16 protein-coding genes and 2 pseudogenes are annotated in these 20,040 nt (G+C 60.3%); 7 read left to right on the plus strand and 11 right to left on the minus strand.

The features are described from left to right. Position 1: 1 nt before the first annotated feature. Positions 2-367: a histone-like nucleoid-structuring protein, MvaT/MvaU family gene (locus tag C4J93_RS19025; protein ID WP_124430206.1), complete on the minus strand. Its 366-nt coding sequence runs from the start codon at positions 365-367 to the stop codon at positions 2-4. 148 nt (positions 368-515) lie between these two features. Here C4J93_RS19025 and C4J93_RS19030 point away from each other — a divergent pair, with 148 nt between their 5' ends. Then, on the plus strand, positions 516-833 hold the full coding sequence (locus C4J93_RS19030) for a hypothetical protein (RefSeq protein ID WP_124430207.1): 318 nt from the start codon (positions 516-518) through the stop codon (positions 831-833). Here the strand turns inward: C4J93_RS19030 and C4J93_RS19035 are convergent. The 3 genes from C4J93_RS19035 to C4J93_RS19045 form a co-directional block, all read right to left on the minus strand. Then, positions 826-1,689 (minus strand): carboxylate/amino acid/amine transporter, encoded by an 864-nt coding sequence (locus tag C4J93_RS19035; RefSeq protein WP_124363861.1) that lies wholly within the window; start codon positions 1,687-1,689, stop codon positions 826-828. The genes C4J93_RS19030 and C4J93_RS19035 overlap by 8 nt on opposite strands. 202 nt (positions 1,690-1,891) lie before the next feature. After that, on the minus strand, positions 1,892-2,491 hold the full coding sequence (locus tag C4J93_RS19040; protein WP_124363862.1) for an FMN-dependent NADH-azoreductase: 600 nt from the start codon (positions 2,489-2,491) through the stop codon (positions 1,892-1,894). Positions 2,492-2,642: 151 nt separating this feature from the next. Further along, positions 2,643-2,957 carry a 3-phosphoglycerate kinase gene (locus C4J93_RS19045; protein WP_124430208.1) on the minus strand — a complete coding sequence of 105 codons (315 nt, stop codon included), beginning with the start codon at positions 2,955-2,957 and terminating at the stop codon, positions 2,643-2,645. A gap of 49 nt (positions 2,958-3,006) precedes the next feature. Here C4J93_RS19045 and C4J93_RS19050 point away from each other — a divergent pair. The 4 genes and pseudogenes from C4J93_RS19050 to C4J93_RS19060 all read left to right on the plus strand — a co-directional run. Then, positions 3,007-3,918: pseudogene (locus C4J93_RS19050) on the plus strand (LysR family transcriptional regulator); the annotation flags it as partial. Positions 3,919-3,991: 73 nt separating this feature from the next. After that, positions 3,992-4,215: pseudogene (locus tag C4J93_RS27785) on the plus strand (alpha/beta fold hydrolase); the annotation flags it as partial. 3 nt (positions 4,216-4,218) lie between these two features. Next, the gene (locus C4J93_RS19055; protein WP_124430209.1) at positions 4,219-4,782 is read left to right on the plus strand and encodes a peptidylprolyl isomerase; all 564 of its coding nucleotides are present in this window, start codon (positions 4,219-4,221) and stop codon (positions 4,780-4,782) included. Between the two features lie 94 nt (positions 4,783-4,876). After that, on the plus strand, positions 4,877-6,709 hold the full coding sequence (locus C4J93_RS19060) for an ABC transporter ATP-binding protein (RefSeq protein ID WP_124430210.1): 1,833 nt from the start codon (positions 4,877-4,879) through the stop codon (positions 6,707-6,709). A gap of 208 nt (positions 6,710-6,917) precedes the next feature. Here C4J93_RS19060 and C4J93_RS19070 read toward each other — a convergent pair whose 3' ends face one another. Beyond that, the gene (locus tag C4J93_RS19070; RefSeq protein WP_124430212.1) at positions 6,918-8,042 is read right to left on the minus strand and encodes a GNAT family N-acetyltransferase; all 1,125 of its coding nucleotides are present in this window, start codon (positions 8,040-8,042) and stop codon (positions 6,918-6,920) included. Positions 8,043-8,325: 283 nt separating this feature from the next. Here C4J93_RS19070 and C4J93_RS19075 point away from each other — a divergent pair, with 283 nt between their 5' ends. Then, on the plus strand, positions 8,326-9,648 hold the full coding sequence (locus C4J93_RS19075) for a putative porin (RefSeq protein ID WP_124407869.1): 1,323 nt from the start codon (positions 8,326-8,328) through the stop codon (positions 9,646-9,648). 32 nt (positions 9,649-9,680) lie between these two features. On the opposite strand, the gene C4J93_RS19080 is transcribed toward C4J93_RS19075, so the two are convergent. The 5 genes from C4J93_RS19080 to C4J93_RS19100 all read right to left on the minus strand — a co-directional run bounded on the left by C4J93_RS19080 (position 9,681) and on the right by C4J93_RS19100 (position 17,126). Continuing rightward, positions 9,681-9,914: an anti-sigma factor gene (locus C4J93_RS19080; protein WP_124371475.1), complete on the minus strand. Its 234-nt coding sequence runs from the start codon at positions 9,912-9,914 to the stop codon at positions 9,681-9,683. Beyond that, positions 9,908-10,522 carry an RNA polymerase sigma factor gene (locus C4J93_RS19085; RefSeq protein WP_124367914.1) on the minus strand — a complete coding sequence of 205 codons (615 nt, stop codon included), beginning with the start codon at positions 10,520-10,522 and terminating at the stop codon, positions 9,908-9,910. Before C4J93_RS19085 ends, C4J93_RS19080 begins: the two co-directional genes overlap by 7 nt. Positions 10,523-10,548: 26 nt before the next feature. Then, the gene (locus C4J93_RS19090; RefSeq protein ID WP_124363871.1) at positions 10,549-11,670 is read right to left on the minus strand and encodes a beta-ketoacyl-ACP synthase III; all 1,122 of its coding nucleotides are present in this window, start codon (positions 11,668-11,670) and stop codon (positions 10,549-10,551) included. A gap of 1,003 nt (positions 11,671-12,673) precedes the next feature. Then, on the minus strand, positions 12,674-16,585 hold the full coding sequence (gene hrpA / locus C4J93_RS19095; RefSeq protein WP_124430213.1) for an ATP-dependent RNA helicase HrpA: 3,912 nt from the start codon (positions 16,583-16,585) through the stop codon (positions 12,674-12,676). 340 nt (positions 16,586-16,925) lie between these two features. Then, entirely contained in the window at positions 16,926-17,126 is a 201-nt protein-coding gene (locus C4J93_RS19100) for a hypothetical protein (protein ID WP_124371478.1), read from the minus strand. On the opposite strand from C4J93_RS19100, the gene C4J93_RS19105 reads away from it, so the two are divergent. Then, complete coding sequence (locus C4J93_RS19105; protein WP_124430214.1) at positions 17,094-18,155, plus strand: hypothetical protein; 1,062 nt, start codon at positions 17,094-17,096, stop codon at positions 18,153-18,155. The two genes, C4J93_RS19100 and C4J93_RS19105, sit on opposite strands and share 33 nt — an antisense overlap. A gap of 133 nt (positions 18,156-18,288) precedes the next feature. On the opposite strand, the gene aceK is transcribed toward C4J93_RS19105, so the two are convergent. Then, the gene (gene aceK / locus C4J93_RS19110) at positions 18,289-20,019 is read right to left on the minus strand and encodes a bifunctional isocitrate dehydrogenase kinase/phosphatase (protein WP_124430215.1); all 1,731 of its coding nucleotides are present in this window, start codon (positions 20,017-20,019) and stop codon (positions 18,289-18,291) included. Positions 20,020-20,040 lie beyond the last annotated feature (21 nt).

A 20,040-nucleotide genomic window follows, 5' to 3' on the forward strand; every position in this document is an offset into this window, starting at 1 on the left:
GTCACTTCGCCAGCCAGGACTCAACAGTCGCGGAGCCATGTTCTGCTTTCCAAGCCTTTAGCGTTTTGTGATTGCCGCCCTTGGTTTCGACGACTTCACCGGTATGAGGGTTTTTATAAACTTTCAACTGGCGTGGCTTGCGGCTGCCGGCTTTGAATTCGACGGCTGGAACGCGACGCCCTGCTTGTGGATCAAGCAAGTTGATAACGTCCTTCAGGCTGTAGCTATATTTTGCGAGTAAATCGCGCAGCTTCGTTTCGAATTCAATTTCTTTCTTGAGGCCGGCATCGCCCTTCAAAGCTTCGAGGGCCTGAAGCTGTTCGGCGAGGTGTTTTTCGAGCTGGCGGAATTCTGCGAGTTTAGACATTGGAAACCTCTTCTAGATGTGTTGTTACGTTACACCAAAAAAGACCCGAGCATGAACTGATAGAACTGTAAGCGTACGCCCTATTAATAAATTGAATCCCAGGTAACGGAACAAGGTCATTGAGTATAAGAGTAGGAGACGCCCATTGATGTATCCAACAACGCCCGATGGCCGCTATTTCGTAGTCAATGGCAAACTCTGGCGATGCAGTAATCCTTTACTACCCTCAGACGTTCGGCAGCGTTTGGTTAACGAGCTTATGGATGCGCGTCGTGAAGTAAAAACCGCCAAAGCGTCAGGTGATGAGGGCCAGCTGAAAAGCGCGAGGGCGAAGGTTCAAAAGGCCAAGGTTGATCTGGGTGAGCGCGGGCCCGTCTGGTGGGATGACGGTTCACCCGACTTCAATCAATGTCAGGTGAAAAACACGCCCTATTCGGCCTGGCACAAGTCTCTCGCTGCTATGTAAGCGACGCCCGCTTGATCCCCAACCGACTGACCCACACCGCCGCCAGAATCACCAGGCCGCCCAAGGCCAGCCTTCCCAGAGGCTCATGCTGGTTCCAGATCAGCAGGTTCAGCAGCAGCCCCACCGGCACATGCAGGTTGTTCACCACCGCAAGGGTGCCGCCATTGACCAGGCAGGCCCCCTTGTTCCACCAGTACATGCCCAGTGCGGTGCTGACCAGTCCCAGGAACACCAGCACGCCCCATTGCAGCGGGGCCTGGGGCAGGAAGTCGGCCTTGCCGAACAGCAGGAACGCGGGTAACACCACCACCAAGGCGCCCAGGTAGAAATAGCCGAAACGCCGGTAGTGCGGCTGATCACTTGGATAGCGCGCCACCAAGTGCTTGTACATGACTTGCCCGGCGGCGTAGGTGAAGTTGGCCAGTTGCAGCAGCAGGAAGCCCATCAAGAAGTGCGGCGTGATCTGGTCGAAGCGGATTACTGCCGCGCCCGCCACCGCCACCAGCGCGGCGACCAGTGCCCAGGGATTGAAGCGCCGGTTGAGCGCGTCTTCGATCAGGGTCACGTGCAACGGTGTGAGGACAGTGAACAGCAACACCTCCGGCACCGTGAGTACGCGAAAGCTCAGGTAGAGGCACACGTAGGTCACGCCGAACTGCAGCGCACCGATGATCAGCATGCTGCGCATGAATGCCGGTTCCACCGCGCGCCAGCGGGTCAATGGAATGAAGATCAGCCCGGCCAGGACCACGCGCACCAGCACCGCGAAATAGCTGTCGACGTGACCGGCGAGGTATTCGCCGATCAAGCTGAAGGAAAATGCCTGAATCAGAGTAACAACCAGTAGATAGCCCATGTGCGCCTCGTTTCGAATGGGCGCGACATTAAAGCTTTTCGATGTTTGAAGAAACTCGAGGCAAAAAAAACCCGACCTCGCTAAAGCGGCAGTCGGGCAGGAGCACTCAGGAGCACAAGTGCAAAGGGAGGTTCGGTACGCGTACTTGAAGGGATTGCGTGGCCCTAGATAAACACCGGGGGATTATCTGGCGATTAAAGGATCAAGCCACTTGGGCAAGCAGCGCCTTTGCATGGTTGAGGCCTTTTTCCTGGAAGTCACCGCTCAGGTTCACGCCTTCGGCATGGATAAAGGTGACGTCGTGAATTCCGATAAAGGCCATGACCTGGCGCAGGTACGGTTCCTGATGGTCCGATGCGGCACCGGTGTGAATGCCGCCACGGGCAGTGAGCACGATGGCGCGCTTGCCGGTCAGCAAACCTTGCGGCCCGGTGGCGGTGTACTTGAAGGTCACTCCAGCGCGCAACACATGGTCCAGCCAGGCCTTGAGGGTGCTGGGGATGGCGAAGTTGTACATCGGCGCCGCCATCACCAGCACGTCGGCGGCGAGCAGTTCGTCGGTCAAGGCGTTGGAGCGGTCCAGGGATGCCTGTTCGATAGCGTTGCGTTGTTCGGCGGGTTTCATCCAGCCGCCCAGCAGGTTGGCGTCCAGATGGGGCACGGGGTTGAGCGCCACGTCGCGCACGGTGATCCGGTCGCCTGGATGAGTGGCCTGCCATTGGCTGATGAATTGCTGGGTCAGTTGGCGGGAAATCGAATCCTGCTGGCGAGCGCTGCTTTCGATGATCAGAACGTTGGACATGGCCATGTAGGCTCCATCGGTAAATGCTGTAAGTCGATGGAGAAAAGATTAACCAGGGCCCGTTCGATTAAAAAGCACAAAAAACTGCTATAACCCATCTAGAAATTTGTTTATAAGCGGAGTATTCCGTTGGGCATGCTCCGCTTTTGCTTTATTTCGGCGCGCACGTCAGGGCGATGCGCATCTTGATGATCGCGCGGTTGAACTTGACCGTGGTGTTGGTGCTTTTGCCCGCAGGCACGGTGACGGTACGACGCCGCGGCGCCTCAGGGCCGTTGGTAAAGACTACCGAACACACCGCCGCTGTCGTGCCGTAGTTGTTGAGCTGAATCGAACTGATATCGCCGTCCACATCGGACGCGGTGTAATCGATGCTTACACCCTCGATCTTTTTCGTCACGTCGATGGGATAGGCAAACGCGCTCATCGGCAGCAACGCCAGCACCACACAACAGAATTTTCTCATTCGGCAGTCTCCAATAAGGACCGCCAGCTTAGGACAAGAGGAGCTCATCTTGAAAGCGCCCCGCGTTACCCTCGATCAATGGCGCACGTTGCAAGCCGTGGTCGACCATGGCGGCTTCGCCCAGGCGGCCGAAGCGCTGCACCGTTCGCAGTCCTCGGTGAGCTACACCGTGGCGCGCATGCAGGACCAGCTCGGCGTGCCGCTGCTGCGCATCGACGGGCGCAAGGCGGTGCTCACCGATGCCGGTGAAGTGCTGCTGCGCCGCTCGCGGCAACTGGTGAAAAACGCCAGTCAACTGGAAGACCTCGCCCATCACATGGAACAAGGCTGGGAAGCCGAAGTGCGGCTGGTCGTGGATGCGGCCTACCCCAATGCGCGCCTGGTGCGCGCCCTGACCGCATTCATGCCGCAGAGCCGAGGGTGCCGGGTGCGCTTGCGTGAGGAGGTGCTCTCCGGCGTCGAAGAGCTGCTGATAGAAGGCGTGGCGGACCTGGCGATTTGCGGGTTCAGCATCGCCGGTTACCTGGGCACGGAAATGAGCGATGTGGAATTCGTCGCCGTGGCCCACCCCGAACATGCGTTGCACCGCATGAACCGTGAGTTGAGCTTCCAGGACCTGGAAAGCCAGATGCAGGTGGTCATCCGTGACTCCGGCCGCCAGCAACCGCGGGATGTGGGTTGGCTCGGCGCCGAACAGCGCTGGACCGTCGGCAGCCTGGCCACCGCCGCCGCGTTTGTGGGCAGCGGCCTGGGTTTTGCCTGGTTGCCCCGGCACATGATCGAGCGCGAACTCGCTGAAGGCGTGCTCAAGCAACTGCCCCTGGAACAGGGCGGCAGCCGCCATCCCACATTCTATTTGTATTCGAACAAGGACAAACCCTTGGGCCCGGCGACGCAGATCCTCGTGGAATTGTTGCGCACCTTTGATACCGCTCCGCTGGACGCGCCCTTCGCGGCCCCCGGCAAGCCTGAAGGAGTTCGCCCATGGCCTGCTTTCAATTCCGCAAGCTCGACGCGAGGGTGCGCTGTGGCGGCAGGAACAACGCTCCAGAATCACCTGTCCAACTTGGTTATCAGCGCCGAACACGACTACACCCCCGTGGCGCAGAAAGAAATCTATGTAAAACTGCTGCCCAACGCGCGACTGGTGGTGATTGAAGATTCCCGCCATGCCACGCCCCTGGACCAACCCGAAGTCTTTAACGCTACCCTGCTCGACTTTCTAAACTCCGTCGATGCCACTACCCAGGATCACTGACCCATGCTGAAAAAAATCGCCTTCCTTGCCGGTTCCGTTCTGTTCGCTGCCAACCTGATGGCAGCCGAGCCCGTCAAGGCCCCCCACGTCTTGATCTCCACCACCAACGGCGACATTGAAATCGAACTGGACCCGGTCAAGGCGCCGATCAGTACCAAGAATTTTCTTGCCTATGTCGACAAAGGCTTCTACACCAACACGATTTTTCACCGTGTGATCCCAGGCTTCATGGTTCAGGGCGGCGGGTTCACCCAGCAGATGTCGCAGAAGCCGACCGAAGCACCGATCAAGAACGAAGCCAGCAACGGCCTGCATAACGTTCGCGGTACGCTGTCCATGGCACGTACGTCTAATCCCGACTCGGCCACCAGCCAATTCTTCATCAACGTGGCCGACAATGCCTTCCTCGACCCGGGTCGCGATGCCGGTTACGCCGTATTCGCCAAAGTGGTCAAGGGCATGGACGTGGTCGATGTCATCGTCAACTCCCAGACCACCACCAAGCAAAACATGCAGAACGTGCCAATCGATCCCGTCCTGATCAAGTCGGCCAAGCGCATCGACTGAGGTCTGCGGGTAGACCTGCAAGTAGCTCCGCACGTTGCCCACAAGGCAGCGTGCGCATTTGAAAGGAGAGCCCGCACGGCGGGCGTCAAGCCTAATGCTCTATCGTCGTTTTGAACAACTGATCGACATCTTCCGCGATGCTCCCAGCGCGGCCCCTCCCGAAAAAGTCCTGCCCTTCTATCTCTATTACCTGCGCCAGGTGTGGCCCTGCTTCGCCGCATTGCTGGTGGTGGGACTGGTCGGTGCGCTCATCGAAGTCGCGCTATTCAGCTACCTGAGTCGCATCATCGACCTGGCCCAGGGCACGCCGCCGGCGAATTTCTTTCAGGTCCACAGCGCGGAGCTGATCTGGATGGCCGTGGTCGCGCTGCTGTTGCGCCCGATCTTCAACGGCCTGCACGATTTGCTGGTGCACCAGACCATCAACCCCGGCATGACCAGCCTGATTCGCTGGCAGAACCACAGCTACGTGCTCAAGCAGAGCCTGAACTTCTTCCAGAACGATTTCGCCGGGCGCATCGCCCAGCGCATCATGCAAACCGGCAACTCCCTGCGCGATTCGGCCGTTGCGACGGCGGAGGCCATCTGGCATGTGTCGATCTATGCGATCAGTTCCCTGGTGTTATTTGCCGAGGCAGACTGGCGGCTGATGGTGCCGCTGATCACCTGGATCATCTGCTACAGCCTGGCACTGCGCTACTTCGTACCCCGGGTCAAAGAGCGCTCGGTGATTTCCTCCGAGGCGCGTTCCAAGCTGATGGGCCGCATCGTCGATGGCTACACCAACATCACGACGTTGAAGCTGTTCGCCCATACGCAGAATGAGCAGGAATACGCCAAGGAAGCGATCATCGAGCAAACCGAAAAAGCCCAACTGGCCGCCCGCGTGCTGACCGGCATGGACACGGTGATCACCCTCTTGAACGGCCTGTTGATCGTCACCACCACCGGCCTGGCTTTGTGGTTGTGGACCCAGTCGCTGATTTCCGTGGGCGCGATTGCCCTGGCCACCGGCCTGGTGATTCGTATCGTCAACATGTCCGGCTGGATCATGTGGGTGGTCAATGGCATTTTCGAAAATATCGGCATGGTGCAGGACGGCCTGAAAACCATCGCCCAGCCGCTGGCCGTGACAGACCGCGACAACGCCCCGCGCCTGAGCGTGCCCCATGGCCAGGTGCGTTTCGAGCAGGTGGATTTTCACTATGGCAAGCAGAGCGGAATTATTGGCGACCTCAACCTTGAAATCAGGGCCGGGGAAAAGATCGGCCTGATCGGCCCGTCCGGCGCGGGCAAGTCGACCCTGGTCAACCTGCTGCTGCGCCTCTACGACCTGCAAGGCGGGCGCATCCTGATCGACGACCAGAACATCGCCGAAGTCGCCCAGGAAAGCCTGCGCGCGCAGATCGGCATGATTACCCAGGACACTTCGCTGCTGCACCGCTCGATCCGCGACAACCTGCTGTATGGCAAACCGGATGCAACCGACGAAGAGCTCTGGGCCGCCGTGCACAAGGCCCGCGCCGACGAGTTTATCCCGCTGCTGTCAGACGCCGAAGGGCGCACCGGCCTGGATGCCCACGTGGGCGAACGCGGGGTGAAACTCTCGGGCGGGCAACGCCAACGGATCGCGATTGCCCGTGTGCTGCTCAAGGACGCGCCGATCCTGATCATGGACGAGGCTACCTCAGCGCTGGACTCGGAAGTGGAAGCGGCGATCCAGGAGAGCCTGGAAACCCTGATGCAGGGCAAGACCGTGATTGCGATTGCGCACCGCCTGTCGACCATTGCGCGAATGGACCGCCTGGTGGTGCTGGAGAACGGCCAGATCGCCGAAAGCGGCAGCCATGCCCAATTGCTGGCACACGGCGGGCTGTATGCGCGGTTGTGGCAACATCAGACGGGTGGGTTTGTCGGGATAGATTGAAGGCATCGAAATCCAGGGCAAGGGGTAATGCCAGTCAGTTAAGGACGAACACTGTACCTGTGGCGAGGGAGCTTGCTCCCGCTGGGCCGCGAAGCGGCCCCAAAAATGGGACTGCTGCGCAGTCCAGCGGGAGCAAGCTCCCTCGCCACAGGTTACTTTTTTTTACCCTTTCTACTTCTTAACTGACTGGCATTAGGGCAAGGGGCAGTCAGCCCTGCCGATAAGGCAGGGCCTCCCGCGCCTCTTCGGCATACGCCAGAACCCCCACTCGCTCGCGCTCAAGGAAATCCTCCACGGCGTTTTTCAACCCCGGATGGCGCAGGTAATGCCACGAACGGGTGATCACCGGTTCAAAGCCGCGAATCAATTTGTGCTCACCCTGGGCGCCCGCGTCGAAGCGTTGCAGGCCGTGGGCGATGGCGTAGTCCATGCCCTGGTAGAAACAGGTTTCGAAATGCAACCGGTCGAATTCCGCCAGGCAGCCCCAGTAGCGGCCGTAGAAACTGTCGCCACCGATCAGGCTGAACGCCATGGCCACCGGGCGTGAGCCCTGTTTGGCCAGTACTACGCGGATCGCCTTGGGCATGCGCTCGGCCAGCAGGCTGAAAAACGCCCGGGTCAGATAGGGCGACTGGCGACGTACCGCGTAGGTGTTGGCGTAGCAGGCGTAGACGAAATCCCACTGGGCTTCGCTCAGCTCATGCCCCTGCAGCCACTCGAACTCAATGCCCTGCCCCGCCACCTGCTCGCGTTCTTTGCGCATCTGTTTGCGCTTGCGTGAACTCAGGGCGTCAAGAAAGTCCTGGAAGTCGCGGTAGCCACGGTTCTGCCAGTGGAATTGGCAGCCCAGGCGCTGCAGCCAGCCGGGTTGCCGGGCCAGTGCGTCGTCGGCCAACGTGTCGGTGAAGTTGATATGGGCACTGGAGAGCCCTTCGATTTCCAGGTAACCGGGCAGGCTGTTCAACAGCTCGAAGCCGTCTTCGGCATTGGCGGCCAACAGTCGCGGGCCGCTGACCGGACTGAACGGCACAGCCGTCAGCAGCTTGGGGTAGTAGTCGATGCCGGCGCGCGCGCAGGCGTCGGCCCAGCCATGATCGAACACGTACTCGCCGTAGGAATGCCACTTGCGATAACCGGGCAATGCGGCCACCAGCCGATCACCTTCCCAATGCAGCAAATGCTCCGGCTGCCAGCCCGACTGGGGGCCCAGGCTGGCACTGTCTTCCAGCGCACTCAGGAAGGCATGCCGCACGAACGGCTGGGCCTGCGGCGCCAGGGCATCCCAGGCCTGCGGGGTGATTTCGGACAGGCTGTGCAGGCGTTGCAACGGCATCGGCATCCTCTCTGTTTCTGACGTGAAAGCCTGGCGAGTATCGCCTATCACAGCCCTATGCACATCACCAAAAATGGCCGGACACAGCTCTAAACCGATAGTTCCATCGGCAAACAATTTGTCATACAGATGAAATCACTTAGCCACTACTCCGTCATAAACCGCCGCGATACTGACGCCTGTTTTCAGAGCACCCGGGTTGCCGGGTGGCATTTTTTTCCGTCCGTCATCGGTCGGTTGTGTCCTGGAGGGGTTGTATCCCTCCTCACTTTCGGAGATTGATATGCGTCTTGCTTCCACTAAAACTGCGGCGGCCCTGTGTGGCGGCCTGATGCTGGCCCTCAGCGTTCCGGCCAGCGCTGCAGTCGACGCTAAGTTGCTCGACATGCTCAAGGCCAACGGCCAGATCACCGCTTCGCAGTACACCGAATTGCAAAACGAGTTGGCCAAAGACCAGAAAGAACAGCAGATCGCCCGGCAAGCTCAACAAGAAACCAACGAACAGATCGCCGCCACCGCGAAAAAAACCAACGAGCTGAGCAGCTTCGACCAGAAGCTGGCCTGGGCCGCCAAGACTCAGTTCAAGGGCGATGTGCGCTTTCGCCAGGAAACCATCAAGATCGATGGCGAGCCCAACAACGGTGGGCGTGACAAGGACCGTCAACGTATCCGAGCGCGTCTGGGTGCCTACACCGAAATCAACCCGCAAGTGGACACCGGTATCCGTATCGCCACGGGCGGCGGTGACGATGCGCGCTCCACCAACCAGGACCAGGATGGTTACTTCGATAAAAAATCGATCTGGCTGGACCTCGGCTACATCGACTACCACCCGGACCAGATCAAGAACCTGCACGTGATCGGCGGCAAGATGCTGCAACCGTGGGTGAGCATGGGCGATGTGATCTGGGACAGCGACATCAACCCAGAAGGCCTGGCGGTCACCTACAAATACCCACTGGGCGGCAGTGCCGAACTGTTCGGCAGCCTGGGTAACTACAACCTCAAGGACAACGTCGACGGCGACGGCGTGCAATTTCGCCACGACCTGCGCCTGACCTCCGGCCAGTTGGGCACGCGTTTCTCTCTCACCGATAACCTGAAAATGACCCTGGGCGGCAGCGTCTACGCTTACCAGAACGACAAGGACAGCCGCTGCACGACCACCACCACGCCTTGCGCACTGGCGGTCAACGGCAACTCGGCCAATAATGAATTCCGCCTGTATGAAGGTTTTGCCCAGGCGGACATCGGCGGCCTGGCAGTGCCGTTGGCCTTCTACGGCCAGTACGTGAAAAACAACGATGCCGTGACCGATCAGGACACCGCCTGGTTGGTGGGTGCCAAGTCCAAGGTGTTCGGTTTCAACCTCGACTATAACTACCGCGATACGCAACGCGACGCGGTCGTGGGCGCCTTCACCGATTCGGACTTCGCCAACGGCACCACCGGTTCGCGCGGTCACAAGATGAAGGTCAGCTACGACATCGACAAGAACTTCGCCCTGGGCGCCACCTACTTCCTGACCAAGGCTGACTACGCCAGCCGTACCCAGCGTGATGCCAACACCAACACCCTGCAACTGGATGCTGAAGCCAAGTTCTGACCTCACCCGTGTAGGAGCGAGCTTGCTCGCTCCTACACGTCTTTACGTCGTTCGGCCGCGAGCCGTTCGGCCAGCGCATCCACGTCCTTTACCGGTTCGTCCGGCATGATCCGCAACGTCGCCTGCATCAGGCGCATCTGGCGAATGAAACGCCGGCAGTTCGGGCAGAACATCAAGTGATGACGCACCAGCAGACGCTCACGAAAGGTCAATTGCCCATCGAGGTAGTCACTGGAACGCGCCACTTGCTCTTTACACGTCAACATTCGCCCGTTTCCTCAAAATGCTCCACGGTTGCGAAGACTTTAAGCCGTGCTCGATGCAACAGCACGCGCACATTGGAGAGTGAGAGCGTCAGAAGATTACAGATTTCTTCCAGCTCCAGGCCCTGGCGCTCGCGCAGCACCAGCACGCTGCCCTGCAACTCGGACAAGCTCAGAATCGTATGCTCCAGGCATTTACGCAATTCCTCCTCGGTCAGCAAGGCTTCCGGCGTGTCCTGGTGCCAGGCATAAGGGGCGACAGCCCAGTGGCCATCGTCCGGGGTGAAGCGTTCATCACCGATGGTGCCATGGGGGGAAGGCAGGTCGTCGAGTAACACCTCGCGACGATTTTGCTTGTAGCGGCCCTTGGCGGCGTTCGCCGTGATGGTCAGCAGCCAGGTCTTCAGGCTGGAGCGCCCTTCGAACCTGGCAAGGTTGCGGACCACCGACAACCAGGCGTCCTGCACCACCTCATCGGCATGCCGCTGGCCGACGATGGCATAGGCCACCGCCCGCATCGCACTCTGGTAAGTGGTGACCAGTTCCTTGTAGGCCCGCTGTTCGCCCTTGAGCAGGCGTTCAAGCAGGTGCGCGTCGTCCGCTGCGGCCATTCAACACCTCGATGTAAACGCGCGCATCAGCGTTTGCGCAGGATCACACTGCCGATTGAATATCCCGCACCGAACGAGCTGAGCACCGCCACGGAGCCCTTGGGCAAGTCGTCCTGATAGGTGTGAAACGCAATCACCGAACCCGCCGAGCTGGTATTGGCGTAGGTATCGAGGATCACCGGTGCTTCTTCCACCGAGGCCTCGCGGCCGAGCAGTTTTTTCACGATCAGGTGGTTCATGCTCAGGTTGGCCTGGTGCAGCCAGAAGCGCTTCACATCGTTGACGCCCAGCTGGTTCTCCGCCAGGTGCGTAGCGATCAGCTCGGCCACCATCGGGCACACATCGCGGAACACCTTGCGGCCTTCCTGCACGAACAATTTGTCCGGTGCGCCGATGCCCTCTTCCGCCGTGCGGTTGAGAAAGCCAAAGTTATTGCGGATGTTGTTGGAGAACTGGGTCAGCAGCTTGGTGCTCACCACATCGAACTGATGCTCGGACGTCGCCAGGTCAGCCCGCTCGAGGATCACCGCCGTGGCGGCATCACCAAAGATGAAGTGGCTGTCACGATCACGGAAATTCAGGTGGCCGGTGCAGACTTCCGGATTGACCATCAGGATCGCCCGGGCCTGGCCCAGCTGGATGCTGTTGGCGGCATTCTGGATACCAAACGTGGCCGACGAACACGCCACGTTCATATCGAAACCGAAGCCCTGGATACCCAGGGCCTCCTGAACCTCAATGGCGATGGCCGGGTAGGCGCGCTGCAGGTTGGAACAGGCGACGATCACGCCATCGATATCAGCGGCGGTCTTGCCTGCGCGCTGCAGGGCCTGTTCGGCGGCGCCGACGGCCATCTGGCAGAGCACCGACCATTCGTCGTTACTGCGCTCGGGCAGGCGTGGGGCCATGCGCTGAGGGTCGAGGATGCCGTCCTTGTCCATCACGAAACGGCTCTTGATGCCCGAGGCTTTTTCGATGAACGCCGCACTGGACTCAGTCAGTGCCTGCACGTCACCGCGCTCGATGGCAGCGGCGTTTTCGCGGTTGAACTGCTGCACATAGGCATTGAAAGACTGCACCAGCTCTTCGTTGGAGATGCTGTTGGCCGGGGTGTACAGGCCAGTGCCGCTGATGACGACGTTATGCACGGTCGTTCCTCTAAATCTGTCAGGCAGAAGATATTGGTACCGTCGTACCAAACTGTAAGTCGTTCGATTCCGTCCAGCGGGCATCGAACTGGCAACGCTTTATTCATCTTGTAACCGCGAAGTTTGCCACAACGCCGGTGATTTGGCGCCATATGCCAGACAAACATCTCATTGTGGGAGGGGGCTTGCCCCCGATGGCGGGGTATCAGCCCCTGATCTGTAGCTGACACACCGCTATCGGGGCATAGATATCTACACAACTTTGGCGTAGCCCTGAACCTGTGGCGAGGGAGCTTGCTCCCGTGGCGACCTGGCGGCCTTTAGCTATCTGACTGATGCCGCGCGATCCAAATGTGGGAGGGGCGGTGCGACGATTCGACTTGCTCCCGATGGCGGCCTGACAGCCGACCAGGATGTTGGATCAAGGCGAGTACATATCCGTTGCTGCGGTAACGGCGGCTTAGGGTTCCGCCCTTACGGCGTCTCACTTTTGAAAAGCGCAAAAGTAAGCAAAACGCTCTTGCCCCACCACTCGGCACCTCGCCCCGGCTCGGTGTGCCCGTAATCCGACATTGATTTGGGGGGCCGCCGCCCCGCGCCATCCATGGCGCGGGGCGGCTAAACCGGCGTCCCTGCCGGTTTACCCCCAAATCACTGTCGGATTACGGCCAGCGTGGTTTAACGGGGCGCTTAAGATCAAGAGCGGCTCGCTTCGCATCGTGGTTACTGTTGGCTGCTACAAAGTTGTGTAGATACCTATGGCTGTCGGGGGCAAGCCCTAATGCCAGTCAGTTAAGCGTACACCGCCGTCTGTAGGAGCGAGCTTGCTCGCGAAAAACGTCAACGATAACGCGTGCTTTCTGGATGAACGCGGTGCCTGTGAGTTTTTCGCGAGCAAGGGCTAGCCGCCCGCCTCGCTCCTACAAAAAGCATTAACTGACTGGCATTAGGGCAAGCCCCCTCCCACATTTGACCCTGTTCAGTTCAGGAAACCGGGAATGCTTCAGGGCTCGACCTGGCTCCATTGCTTGCTCAAGCGCTTATCGGAAATCGGCACCTTGGTCCCCAGTTGCTGGGCAAACAACGACACCCGGTATTCTTCCAGCCACCAGCGATAGAGCTCCAGCTGCGGATCACGTTTGCCTTCCTGGGCGTGTTTATTCAGACGATTTTGGTACTGCGCCCACAGGCCACTCAGCTCGGCGCTCCACACACGGTCCTTCTGCACCTGGCTCGGCAGTTTTTCCAGGCGCAGCTCGATGGCCTTGAGGAAACGCGGCAGCTCCTTGAGCCATTGGGCCGGGGTCTCGCGCACAAACCCTGGGTATACCAGGTTGCTCAACTGCTGCTTGATATCGTTCAAGGCCACCGCCTGGGCGAGGTCGATCTTGCCTTTGAAGCGTTTTTGCAGGCCGTGCCAGAGTTTCAGCACTTCCAGGGTCAGACGCGCCAGACGCTCGGCCTGTTCGGTCCAACCGCCACGTTTGCGCTCGGCCAGCGCGGCCAGCCCAGCGCCATCGCGCGGCAACGTGGCTTCGCCTTCCAATACGCAGGTATCGAGGCTGGCCAGCAGGATATCTTCCACCAGCGCCTCGACACGCCCCAGTTCGCGGTACATCAGGCCCAATTCGGTCAGGCCCGGCAATTTGCCGCGCAGGAATTTCGCCGGCTCCGCCAATTGCTGCATCAACAGGCGCTGCAAGGCACGCCGATGCTGGAACTCGGCCTCGGCGGCCGTGGAGAAACGCCCTTCCTTGACCGTGCCGTTTTCTTCCACCAGCGCGGGGTACACCGTCATCGACAGGCCGGCGATGTTTTGCTGGGTTTTTTCGGCCACCGGTGCAAACACCTTGGCGTGCACCGGCTGCTGGCTTTTCGCGGTTTGCGGCACCGCCAGGGCGGCCTGGCTGGCTTCGGCGAAACGCGCGGTCAGCTGTGCCAGGTCACGGCCTTCGCCGAGGAATTTGCCCTCGCCGTCAACCACTTCCAGGTTCATCTTCAGATGGTTTTCCACCTGCTCTGCGGCCTCCGCCCAGGCTTCATCGCTGACCCGCGCACCGGTCATGCGCAGCAATTCGCGGCCCAACGCCTGGGGCAGTGAACCCTGGCCAAACTCGATGCGCTGCAGCGCCGCCTTGACGAAATCCGGCACCGGCACGAAGTTTTTGCGCAGCGCCTTGGGCAGGTTACGCACCAGGGCGATGCACTTGGCTTCGATCACTCCCGGCACCAGCCATTCCAGGCGCTCGGCGGGCAACGCCGGCAACAGCGGCGCCGGCACGCGCAGGGTCACGCCGTCGCGCGGGTGGTTGGGTTCGAAGTGGTAACTCAAGGCCAGGGCCAGGTCGCCCAGGTGCAAGGTGTCCGGGTAATGCGCCGCGGTGACTTCACTGGCTTCGCGGGCCAGCACGTCTTCCTCGCGCATGATCAGCAGTTGCGGGTCTTTCTGGCTGTTGACCTTGTACCAGCTGTCGAAGGTCGCCGTCTGGTGGATCTCTGCCGGCAAACGCGCATCGTAAAAGGCGTAGAGGGTTTCCTCGTCGGCCAGGATGTCGCGACGGCGCGCCTTGGCTTCCAGTTCGTCGAGTTGCTCCAGCAGTTGCTGGTTGGCCGTGAGGCACTTGGCTCGGGACTGGATCTCTCCACGCACCAGGCCTTCGCGAATGAACAGCTCGCGGGACACCACCGGGTCGATCGGCCCGTAATGCACCGGCCGGCGTCCGACGACGATCAGCCCAAACAGCGTGATCTGTTCAAACGCCACCACCTGGCCGCGCTTTTTCTCCCAATGGGGTTCGAAGTGGTTTTTCTTGATCAGGTGGCCGGCCAGCGGTTCGATCCAGTCGGCGTCGATCTTGGCCACCATGCGCGCATACAGCTTGGTGGTTTCCACCAGTTCGGCGGTCATCAGCCATTGCGGGCGCTTCTTGCCAATGCCCGAGGAAGGATGAATCCAGAAACGCCGCTGCCGGGCACCGAGGTAGTCGCCGTCCTCGGTCTTCTGGCCGATCTGGCTGAGCAAGCCGGACAGCACCGCCTTGTGCAATTTCGGGAAGTCGGCGGGTTCCTTGTTGATCGTCAGCTGCATGTCGCGACAGATCAGGCTCAACTGGCGATGGGAATCGCGCCACTCGCGCAGGCGCAGGTAGTTAAGGAAGTTTTTGCGACACCAATTGCGCAGCGGGCTGGCGGTCAGTGCCTGGCGCTGTTCTTCAAAGCCGCGCCACAGGTTGACCAAACCGGCGAAGTCCGAATCCGGGTCTTTCCACTGCGCATGGGCCTGGTCGGCGGCCTGCTGGCGTTCCGGCGGGCGCTCGCGCGGGTCCTGGATCGACATGGCGCTGGCCACGATCAGCACTTCCTGCAAGCTGCCGAGCTTGGCGGCTTCGAGCAGCATGCGGCCCATGCGCGGGTCCACCGGCAGGCGCGCCAGTTGGCGGCCGAGCGGCGTGAGCTGGCTGTTACGGTCTACCGCCGACAGCTCTTGCAGCAGGTTGAAACCGTCGCTGATGGCCTTGCCATCCGGCGGTTCGATAAACGGGAAGTCGGTGATTTCACCCAGGCGCAGGTGCAGCATCTGCAGGATCACGGCGGCGAGGTTGGTGCGCAGGATCTCAGGGTCGGTAAATTCCGGGCGCCCGATAAAGTCCTCTTCGCTGTACAAGCGAATGCAGATGCCCGGCTCGACCCGGCCGCAACGGCCTTTGCGCTGGTTGGCGCTGGCCTGGGAAATCGCCTCGATCGGCAGGCGTTGCACCTTGGCGCGGTAGCTGTAGCGGCTGATGCGTGCGGTGCCGCTGTCGATCACATAACGAATGCCCGGCACGGTCAGCGAGGTTTCCGCGACGTTGGTCGCCAGTACCACGCGCCGGCCTGGGTGTGATTGGAAAATGCGCTGTTGCTCGGCCGGTGACAGGCGCGCATACAGCGGCAGGATCTCAGTGTGCTTGAGCTGCGCCTTGCGCAGCATCTCGGCGGCGTCGCGAATTTCGCGTTCGCCGGGCAGGAACACCAGCACATCACCGGGGCTGCGGCGTTCGCTGCGCTCGTAGGCGGCGATTTCGTCGAGGGTGGCGAGGATTGCCTGGTCGACGGTCAAGTCATCCTCGACGCGGTTGCCCTCCTCGTCCTGCTCCAGGGTCAGCGGGCGGTACCAGGTGTCCACCGGGAAGGTACGGCCTGACACCTCCACGATGGGCGCATCGTCGAAATGCTTGGAGAAACGCTCCAGGTCGATGGTCGCGGAGGTGATGATGACTTTCAGGTCCGGGCGACGCGGCAGCAGGGTCTTGAGGTAGCCCAGCAGGAAGTCGATGTTCAGGCTGCGCTCATGGGCTTCGTCGACGATGATCGTGTCGTAGCGTTCCAGGTAGCGATCGTTCTGGGTTTCCGCCAGCAGGATACCGTCGGTCATCAGTTTGATCAGGGTGTTGGAGTCGCTCTGGTCCTCGAAGCGCACCTGATAGCCGACCAGCGCGCCGAGCGGCGTGGCCAGCTCTTCGGCAACCCGGCTGGCAACGCTGCGCGCGGCAATCCGGCGTGGCTGGGTGTGGCCGATCAGGCCGAACTGGCCGCGGCCGATCTCCAGGCAAATCTTCGGCAACTGGGTAGTTTTACCCGAACCGGTCTCACCGGCGATGATCAGCACCTGGTGCTTGTTCAGCGCAGCCTTGATTTCATCGCGCTTGGCGGCAATCGGCAGGCTGTCGTCGTAACGAATCACCGGCAGGCTGTCCCGCCGCGCCGTGACCTGGGCGCAGGACGCCTGCATACGCGATACCCACTGCGCCAGCTTCTGCTCATCGGGCTTCTTGCGCAGCTCAAGCAACTGGCGCCGCAAGCGGTTGCGGTCGGCAAGCATGGCGTGATCGAGGGTTTTAAGCAGTTGGTCGATGGTGGGCGCTTGGTCGGTCATCAGGTACGCAAAGGTCTTTTAATGAGGCAGGTAAGCCTGCGGTGACATGATCGTAGACGGCAATTGTCGCAGATTTCTGTCCTTGTAAACGAGCCAAGCCCTTTCTTCACGGCAACACGGCCGCTTCATACGCGTGAGCCGGCTATTTTTAGCTCGACGGGGTCGTGCCACCTACTCTCTCATTCGACTTTTCACGCAGGGCTATCAGAACGCGCATCTGGCCTGGTGACGATCCGGCGCGATTTACTGCGGCACGCGCCCCCACCCGCACACCCACCCCACGCGGCTCGCCAAGGAAAAACCTCATGCCCACCGTATCGGAGAAACCATTATGTTCGGATCAAAACCATTGCCCGCCTACCAACCCGGCGGCGCCGTGGGCAGGCTGTTCCAGCAAACCTACGCCATCCATGAAGCGGTGGTTGAAAGCCTGGTAGGGCAAGGCCAGCGGCACATGCTCGATAAATGCCGGCGCCTTGAACACGCATTGTTTGGCCCTATCAGTCGAATGCCCGACCGTGCCGCGCAGGAAAAAGGCCATCAGCTTCAGGCCTGGATGCACAGTTCAAGGATTGATGAAGCGCTTGCAGCCTTAGACCAGGAAAGCCACAAACACTTCGCCGTGCAACCGGATGACAAAACAAGCCTGCACGCCCTCCAGCAACGCTACGAGCAACTGACCGCTCGCGTGGAGCGCCGCGACGCCCTGCTGGGTCGACGCGCAGCGTGGGCCGCCGCCATCGCGCCACCGTCCTGCGAGCTGGACCCGATAACGGTTGCCGTCCTGCCGCCTGCCCCCCTGAGCAACCAGCTGAGTGGGCACACTCTGGAACAGGCGGTCAAACATATCAACGCTCTGGAGAAGGAGATTGCCCTGCTGGACAACCACATCAGGCAAGAGCCGCAGCCTCTGTCTCACGCCGAGGAAGAGATCTTTCTCAGGCAACGCAACGCCATGACCGAGTCTCGCAATGCATGGGCAACGGGCCGTTTGAAAGGCAGCAGCCAATTCAAATCCTCCGTTGGCCTGGCCCCGGAGCGTAAACGCCTGGAGCAGAGTCTGGAGCGGCACAAACAACTGGCACCGGTGGAACTGACACTCCACCGACTGGAACGCACAGTCGAGACCGTGCAGCGCAACGGCCTGGGGGAGAAACTCTCGGCCCAGGCGGTCGATGCCGCACGGGACGTCTTGGTGAATTTGCGCGACGCCTGGCGCAACGGCAACCTTGATGGCAGCTCGATCGAGGGCATGAACCCTGCGCTGCTGCTGACCCCGCCAAACAACCGCCGAATCAAACTGGAATTGGCCGTCATCGAAAAGGCCTTTGTACAACTGAACGCAGTGCCCCGTACGGAACAAGCTGGCATTGCCGAGGAACGTGCGCAGTTCAAGGCAGTGATTGATTCCGCAAACAACATGCACGTCAAACACGCGGCGATCAGTCAACTTAAAGAACGCAATAAACAGCGAGCGCTGGTCGCTGAACTGAACACCGATTTGCGCACTATCTACACCGATCTGACAAACACGCTGGCCCTTCATCGGTTGACCGCTACGCAACCGTAACGCATAGCGATTTAAACGACCGTACACCAGCTTCAACCCAGCCCGGCCAAAAGAGCTCGACCACGCGCTTCAAAAACAGGCGCCCAGTGGCTGATTGCACATCGCAGTCGGCCACTGGGCCACGCTTACCTCTTCAACTCGCCAGCCCCTCTTCATCACGCGGGTCCTTGCGCCGATACGGAAACACGTCAATCACCTTCCCCGCGCGAATGGCCTCCTGCAGCCCTTTCCAATAGTCCGCGTTATACAGCTCACCATGCAGCTCATCGAACAGCTTGCGCTGGCCGGCGTCGGCGAACAGAAAAGGCGGGAATTCCTCAGGAAACACATCCAGCGGGCCAATGGAGTACCACGGTTCGGAGGCCATTTCATCCTCTGGGGTACGCGGCGCGGGAATGTGGCGGAAGTGGGCCTCAGTGAGAAAGCAGATTTCATCGTAGTCATAAAACACCACCCGGCCGTGACGGGTGACGCCGAAGTTCTTCAGCAGCATGTCACCGGGAAAGATATTCGCCGCCGCCAATTGCTTGATCGCCAGCCCGTAGTCTTCCAGGGCTTCGCGCACCTGGGCGGGGTTGGCGTTTTCCAGGTAGAGGTTGAGCGGGGTCATGCGCCGTTCGGTCCAGCAGTGGCGGATCAGCACGGTGTCACCTTCCACTTCGACGGTGCCGGCGGCCACTTCCAGCAACTCGGCGAGGCAGTCGGGCTCGAACTTGCTCAAGGGAAAGCGGAAGTCGGCGAACTCCTGGGTATCGGCCATGCGCCCCACGCGGTCGACACTTTTGACCAGGCGGTACTTCTCGATCACCGTGGCGCGGTTGACGTTTTTCGACGGTGAGAAACGGTCCTTGATGATCTTGAACACGGTGTTGAAGCCCGGCAGGGTAAACACGCTCATGACCATGCCACGCACGCCCGGCGCCATGATGAACTGGTCATCGGTGGTGGCCAGATGATTGATCAGGGCGCGGTAGAACTCCGACTTGCCGTGTTTATAGAAGCCGATGGACGTGTACAGCTCGGCGATGTGCTTGCCGGGCAGGATGCGCTTGAGAAAGTCGATGAACTCCGCCGGCACGGGCACGTCGACCATGAAATAGGAGCGCGTAAAGGAAAAGATGATCGACACCTCAGCTTCGTCGGTGATCAACGCATCGATCTGAATACCCCGCCCTTCGCGGTGCAGCAATGGGATCACCAACGGCCATTGTTCGTCGCGGGTGTAGATACGCCCCACCAGGTAGGCGCCTTTATTACGGTAGAGCACCGAGGAAAACAGCTCGATGTTCAGGTCCGGGTCTTTGCACACCCAGTCCGGCAGGTTTTCGCGCAGTTGGGCTTCCAGGCGTTGCAGGTCGGCAGGCAAGTCGGCATAGGGTTCACTGAAGCTGTAGTCCGCAAAAATCTGCGCAAGCATCTGCGCCATGTTGCCGGCAGGCGTGTAGATGCGGGTCTGCGCCGCCCGCGCCAGACGCTGGGTGGGGCGCGTGGTGTGGATAAACATGCAGCCGTCGCTGATCAGGTCATGGCTGAACAGGCTGCAAAACACCGAGTTGTACCAAGTTTCGGACAGCTCATCGTCAAAGCGCAGGTCGATCAGGCCGATGTAGGCGCTTTTCACCTGGGGCCACAGCTCGATGTCCTGCAACACGCCCGCCTCGAAAGCAGCCCGCAGACGCGCCGTGACCTCACCCACTTTCTCTTCATACAGGCTGATGCGCGCCGCCGAAGCGGCTTGCCCTTGCTGCCATTGGGCCTTTTCGAAACGCTCGCGAGCGCCATCGGTGATCTGGCGAAAGTGCTCACGGTAGTCGTCAAAACCGTCGAGGATCATCCGGGCGATAGCAAGGGCGGACTGCGGCATGCGGAAAACCTCGAACAGGTA

Source organism: Pseudomonas sp. R2-37-08W (assembly GCF_003851705.1).
Taxonomy (GTDB): Bacteria; Pseudomonadota; Gammaproteobacteria; order Pseudomonadales; family Pseudomonadaceae; genus Aquipseudomonas.

Coding starts and splice junctions, on each gene's coding strand:
- C4J93_RS19030 (WP_124430207.1), top strand. CDS start 516: ATGTATCCAACAACGCCCGATGGCCGCTATTTCGTAGTCAATGGCAAA.
- C4J93_RS19080 (WP_124371475.1), bottom strand. CDS start 9,914: ATGTTGACGTGTAAAGAGCAAGTGGCGCGTTCCAGTGACTACCTCGAT.
- C4J93_RS19100 (WP_124371478.1), bottom strand. CDS start 17,126: ATGGCCTTTTTCCTGCGCGGCACGGTCGGGCATTCGACTGATAGGGCC.
- C4J93_RS19105 (WP_124430214.1), top strand. CDS start 17,094: ATGCCCGACCGTGCCGCGCAGGAAAAAGGCCATCAGCTTCAGGCCTGG.
- hrpA (WP_124430213.1), bottom strand. CDS start 16,585: ATGACCGACCAAGCGCCCACCATCGACCAACTGCTTAAAACCCTCGAT.
- C4J93_RS19075 (WP_124407869.1), top strand. CDS start 8,326: ATGCGTCTTGCTTCCACTAAAACTGCGGCGGCCCTGTGTGGCGGCCTG.
- C4J93_RS19055 (WP_124430209.1), top strand. CDS start 4,219: ATGCTGAAAAAAATCGCCTTCCTTGCCGGTTCCGTTCTGTTCGCTGCC.
- aceK (WP_124430215.1), bottom strand. CDS start 20,019: ATGCCGCAGTCCGCCCTTGCTATCGCCCGGATGATCCTCGACGGTTTT.
- C4J93_RS19045 (WP_124430208.1), bottom strand. CDS start 2,957: ATGAGAAAATTCTGTTGTGTGGTGCTGGCGTTGCTGCCGATGAGCGCG.
- C4J93_RS19040 (WP_124363862.1), bottom strand. CDS start 2,491: ATGTCCAACGTTCTGATCATCGAAAGCAGCGCTCGCCAGCAGGATTCG.
- C4J93_RS19085 (WP_124367914.1), bottom strand. CDS start 10,522: ATGGCCGCAGCGGACGACGCGCACCTGCTTGAACGCCTGCTCAAGGGC.
- C4J93_RS19035 (WP_124363861.1), bottom strand. CDS start 1,689: ATGGGCTATCTACTGGTTGTTACTCTGATTCAGGCATTTTCCTTCAGC.
- C4J93_RS19070 (WP_124430212.1), bottom strand. CDS start 8,042: ATGCCGTTGCAACGCCTGCACAGCCTGTCCGAAATCACCCCGCAGGCC.
- C4J93_RS19060 (WP_124430210.1), top strand. CDS start 4,877: ATGCTCTATCGTCGTTTTGAACAACTGATCGACATCTTCCGCGATGCT.
- C4J93_RS19025 (WP_124430206.1), bottom strand. CDS start 367: ATGTCTAAACTCGCAGAATTCCGCCAGCTCGAAAAACACCTCGCCGAA.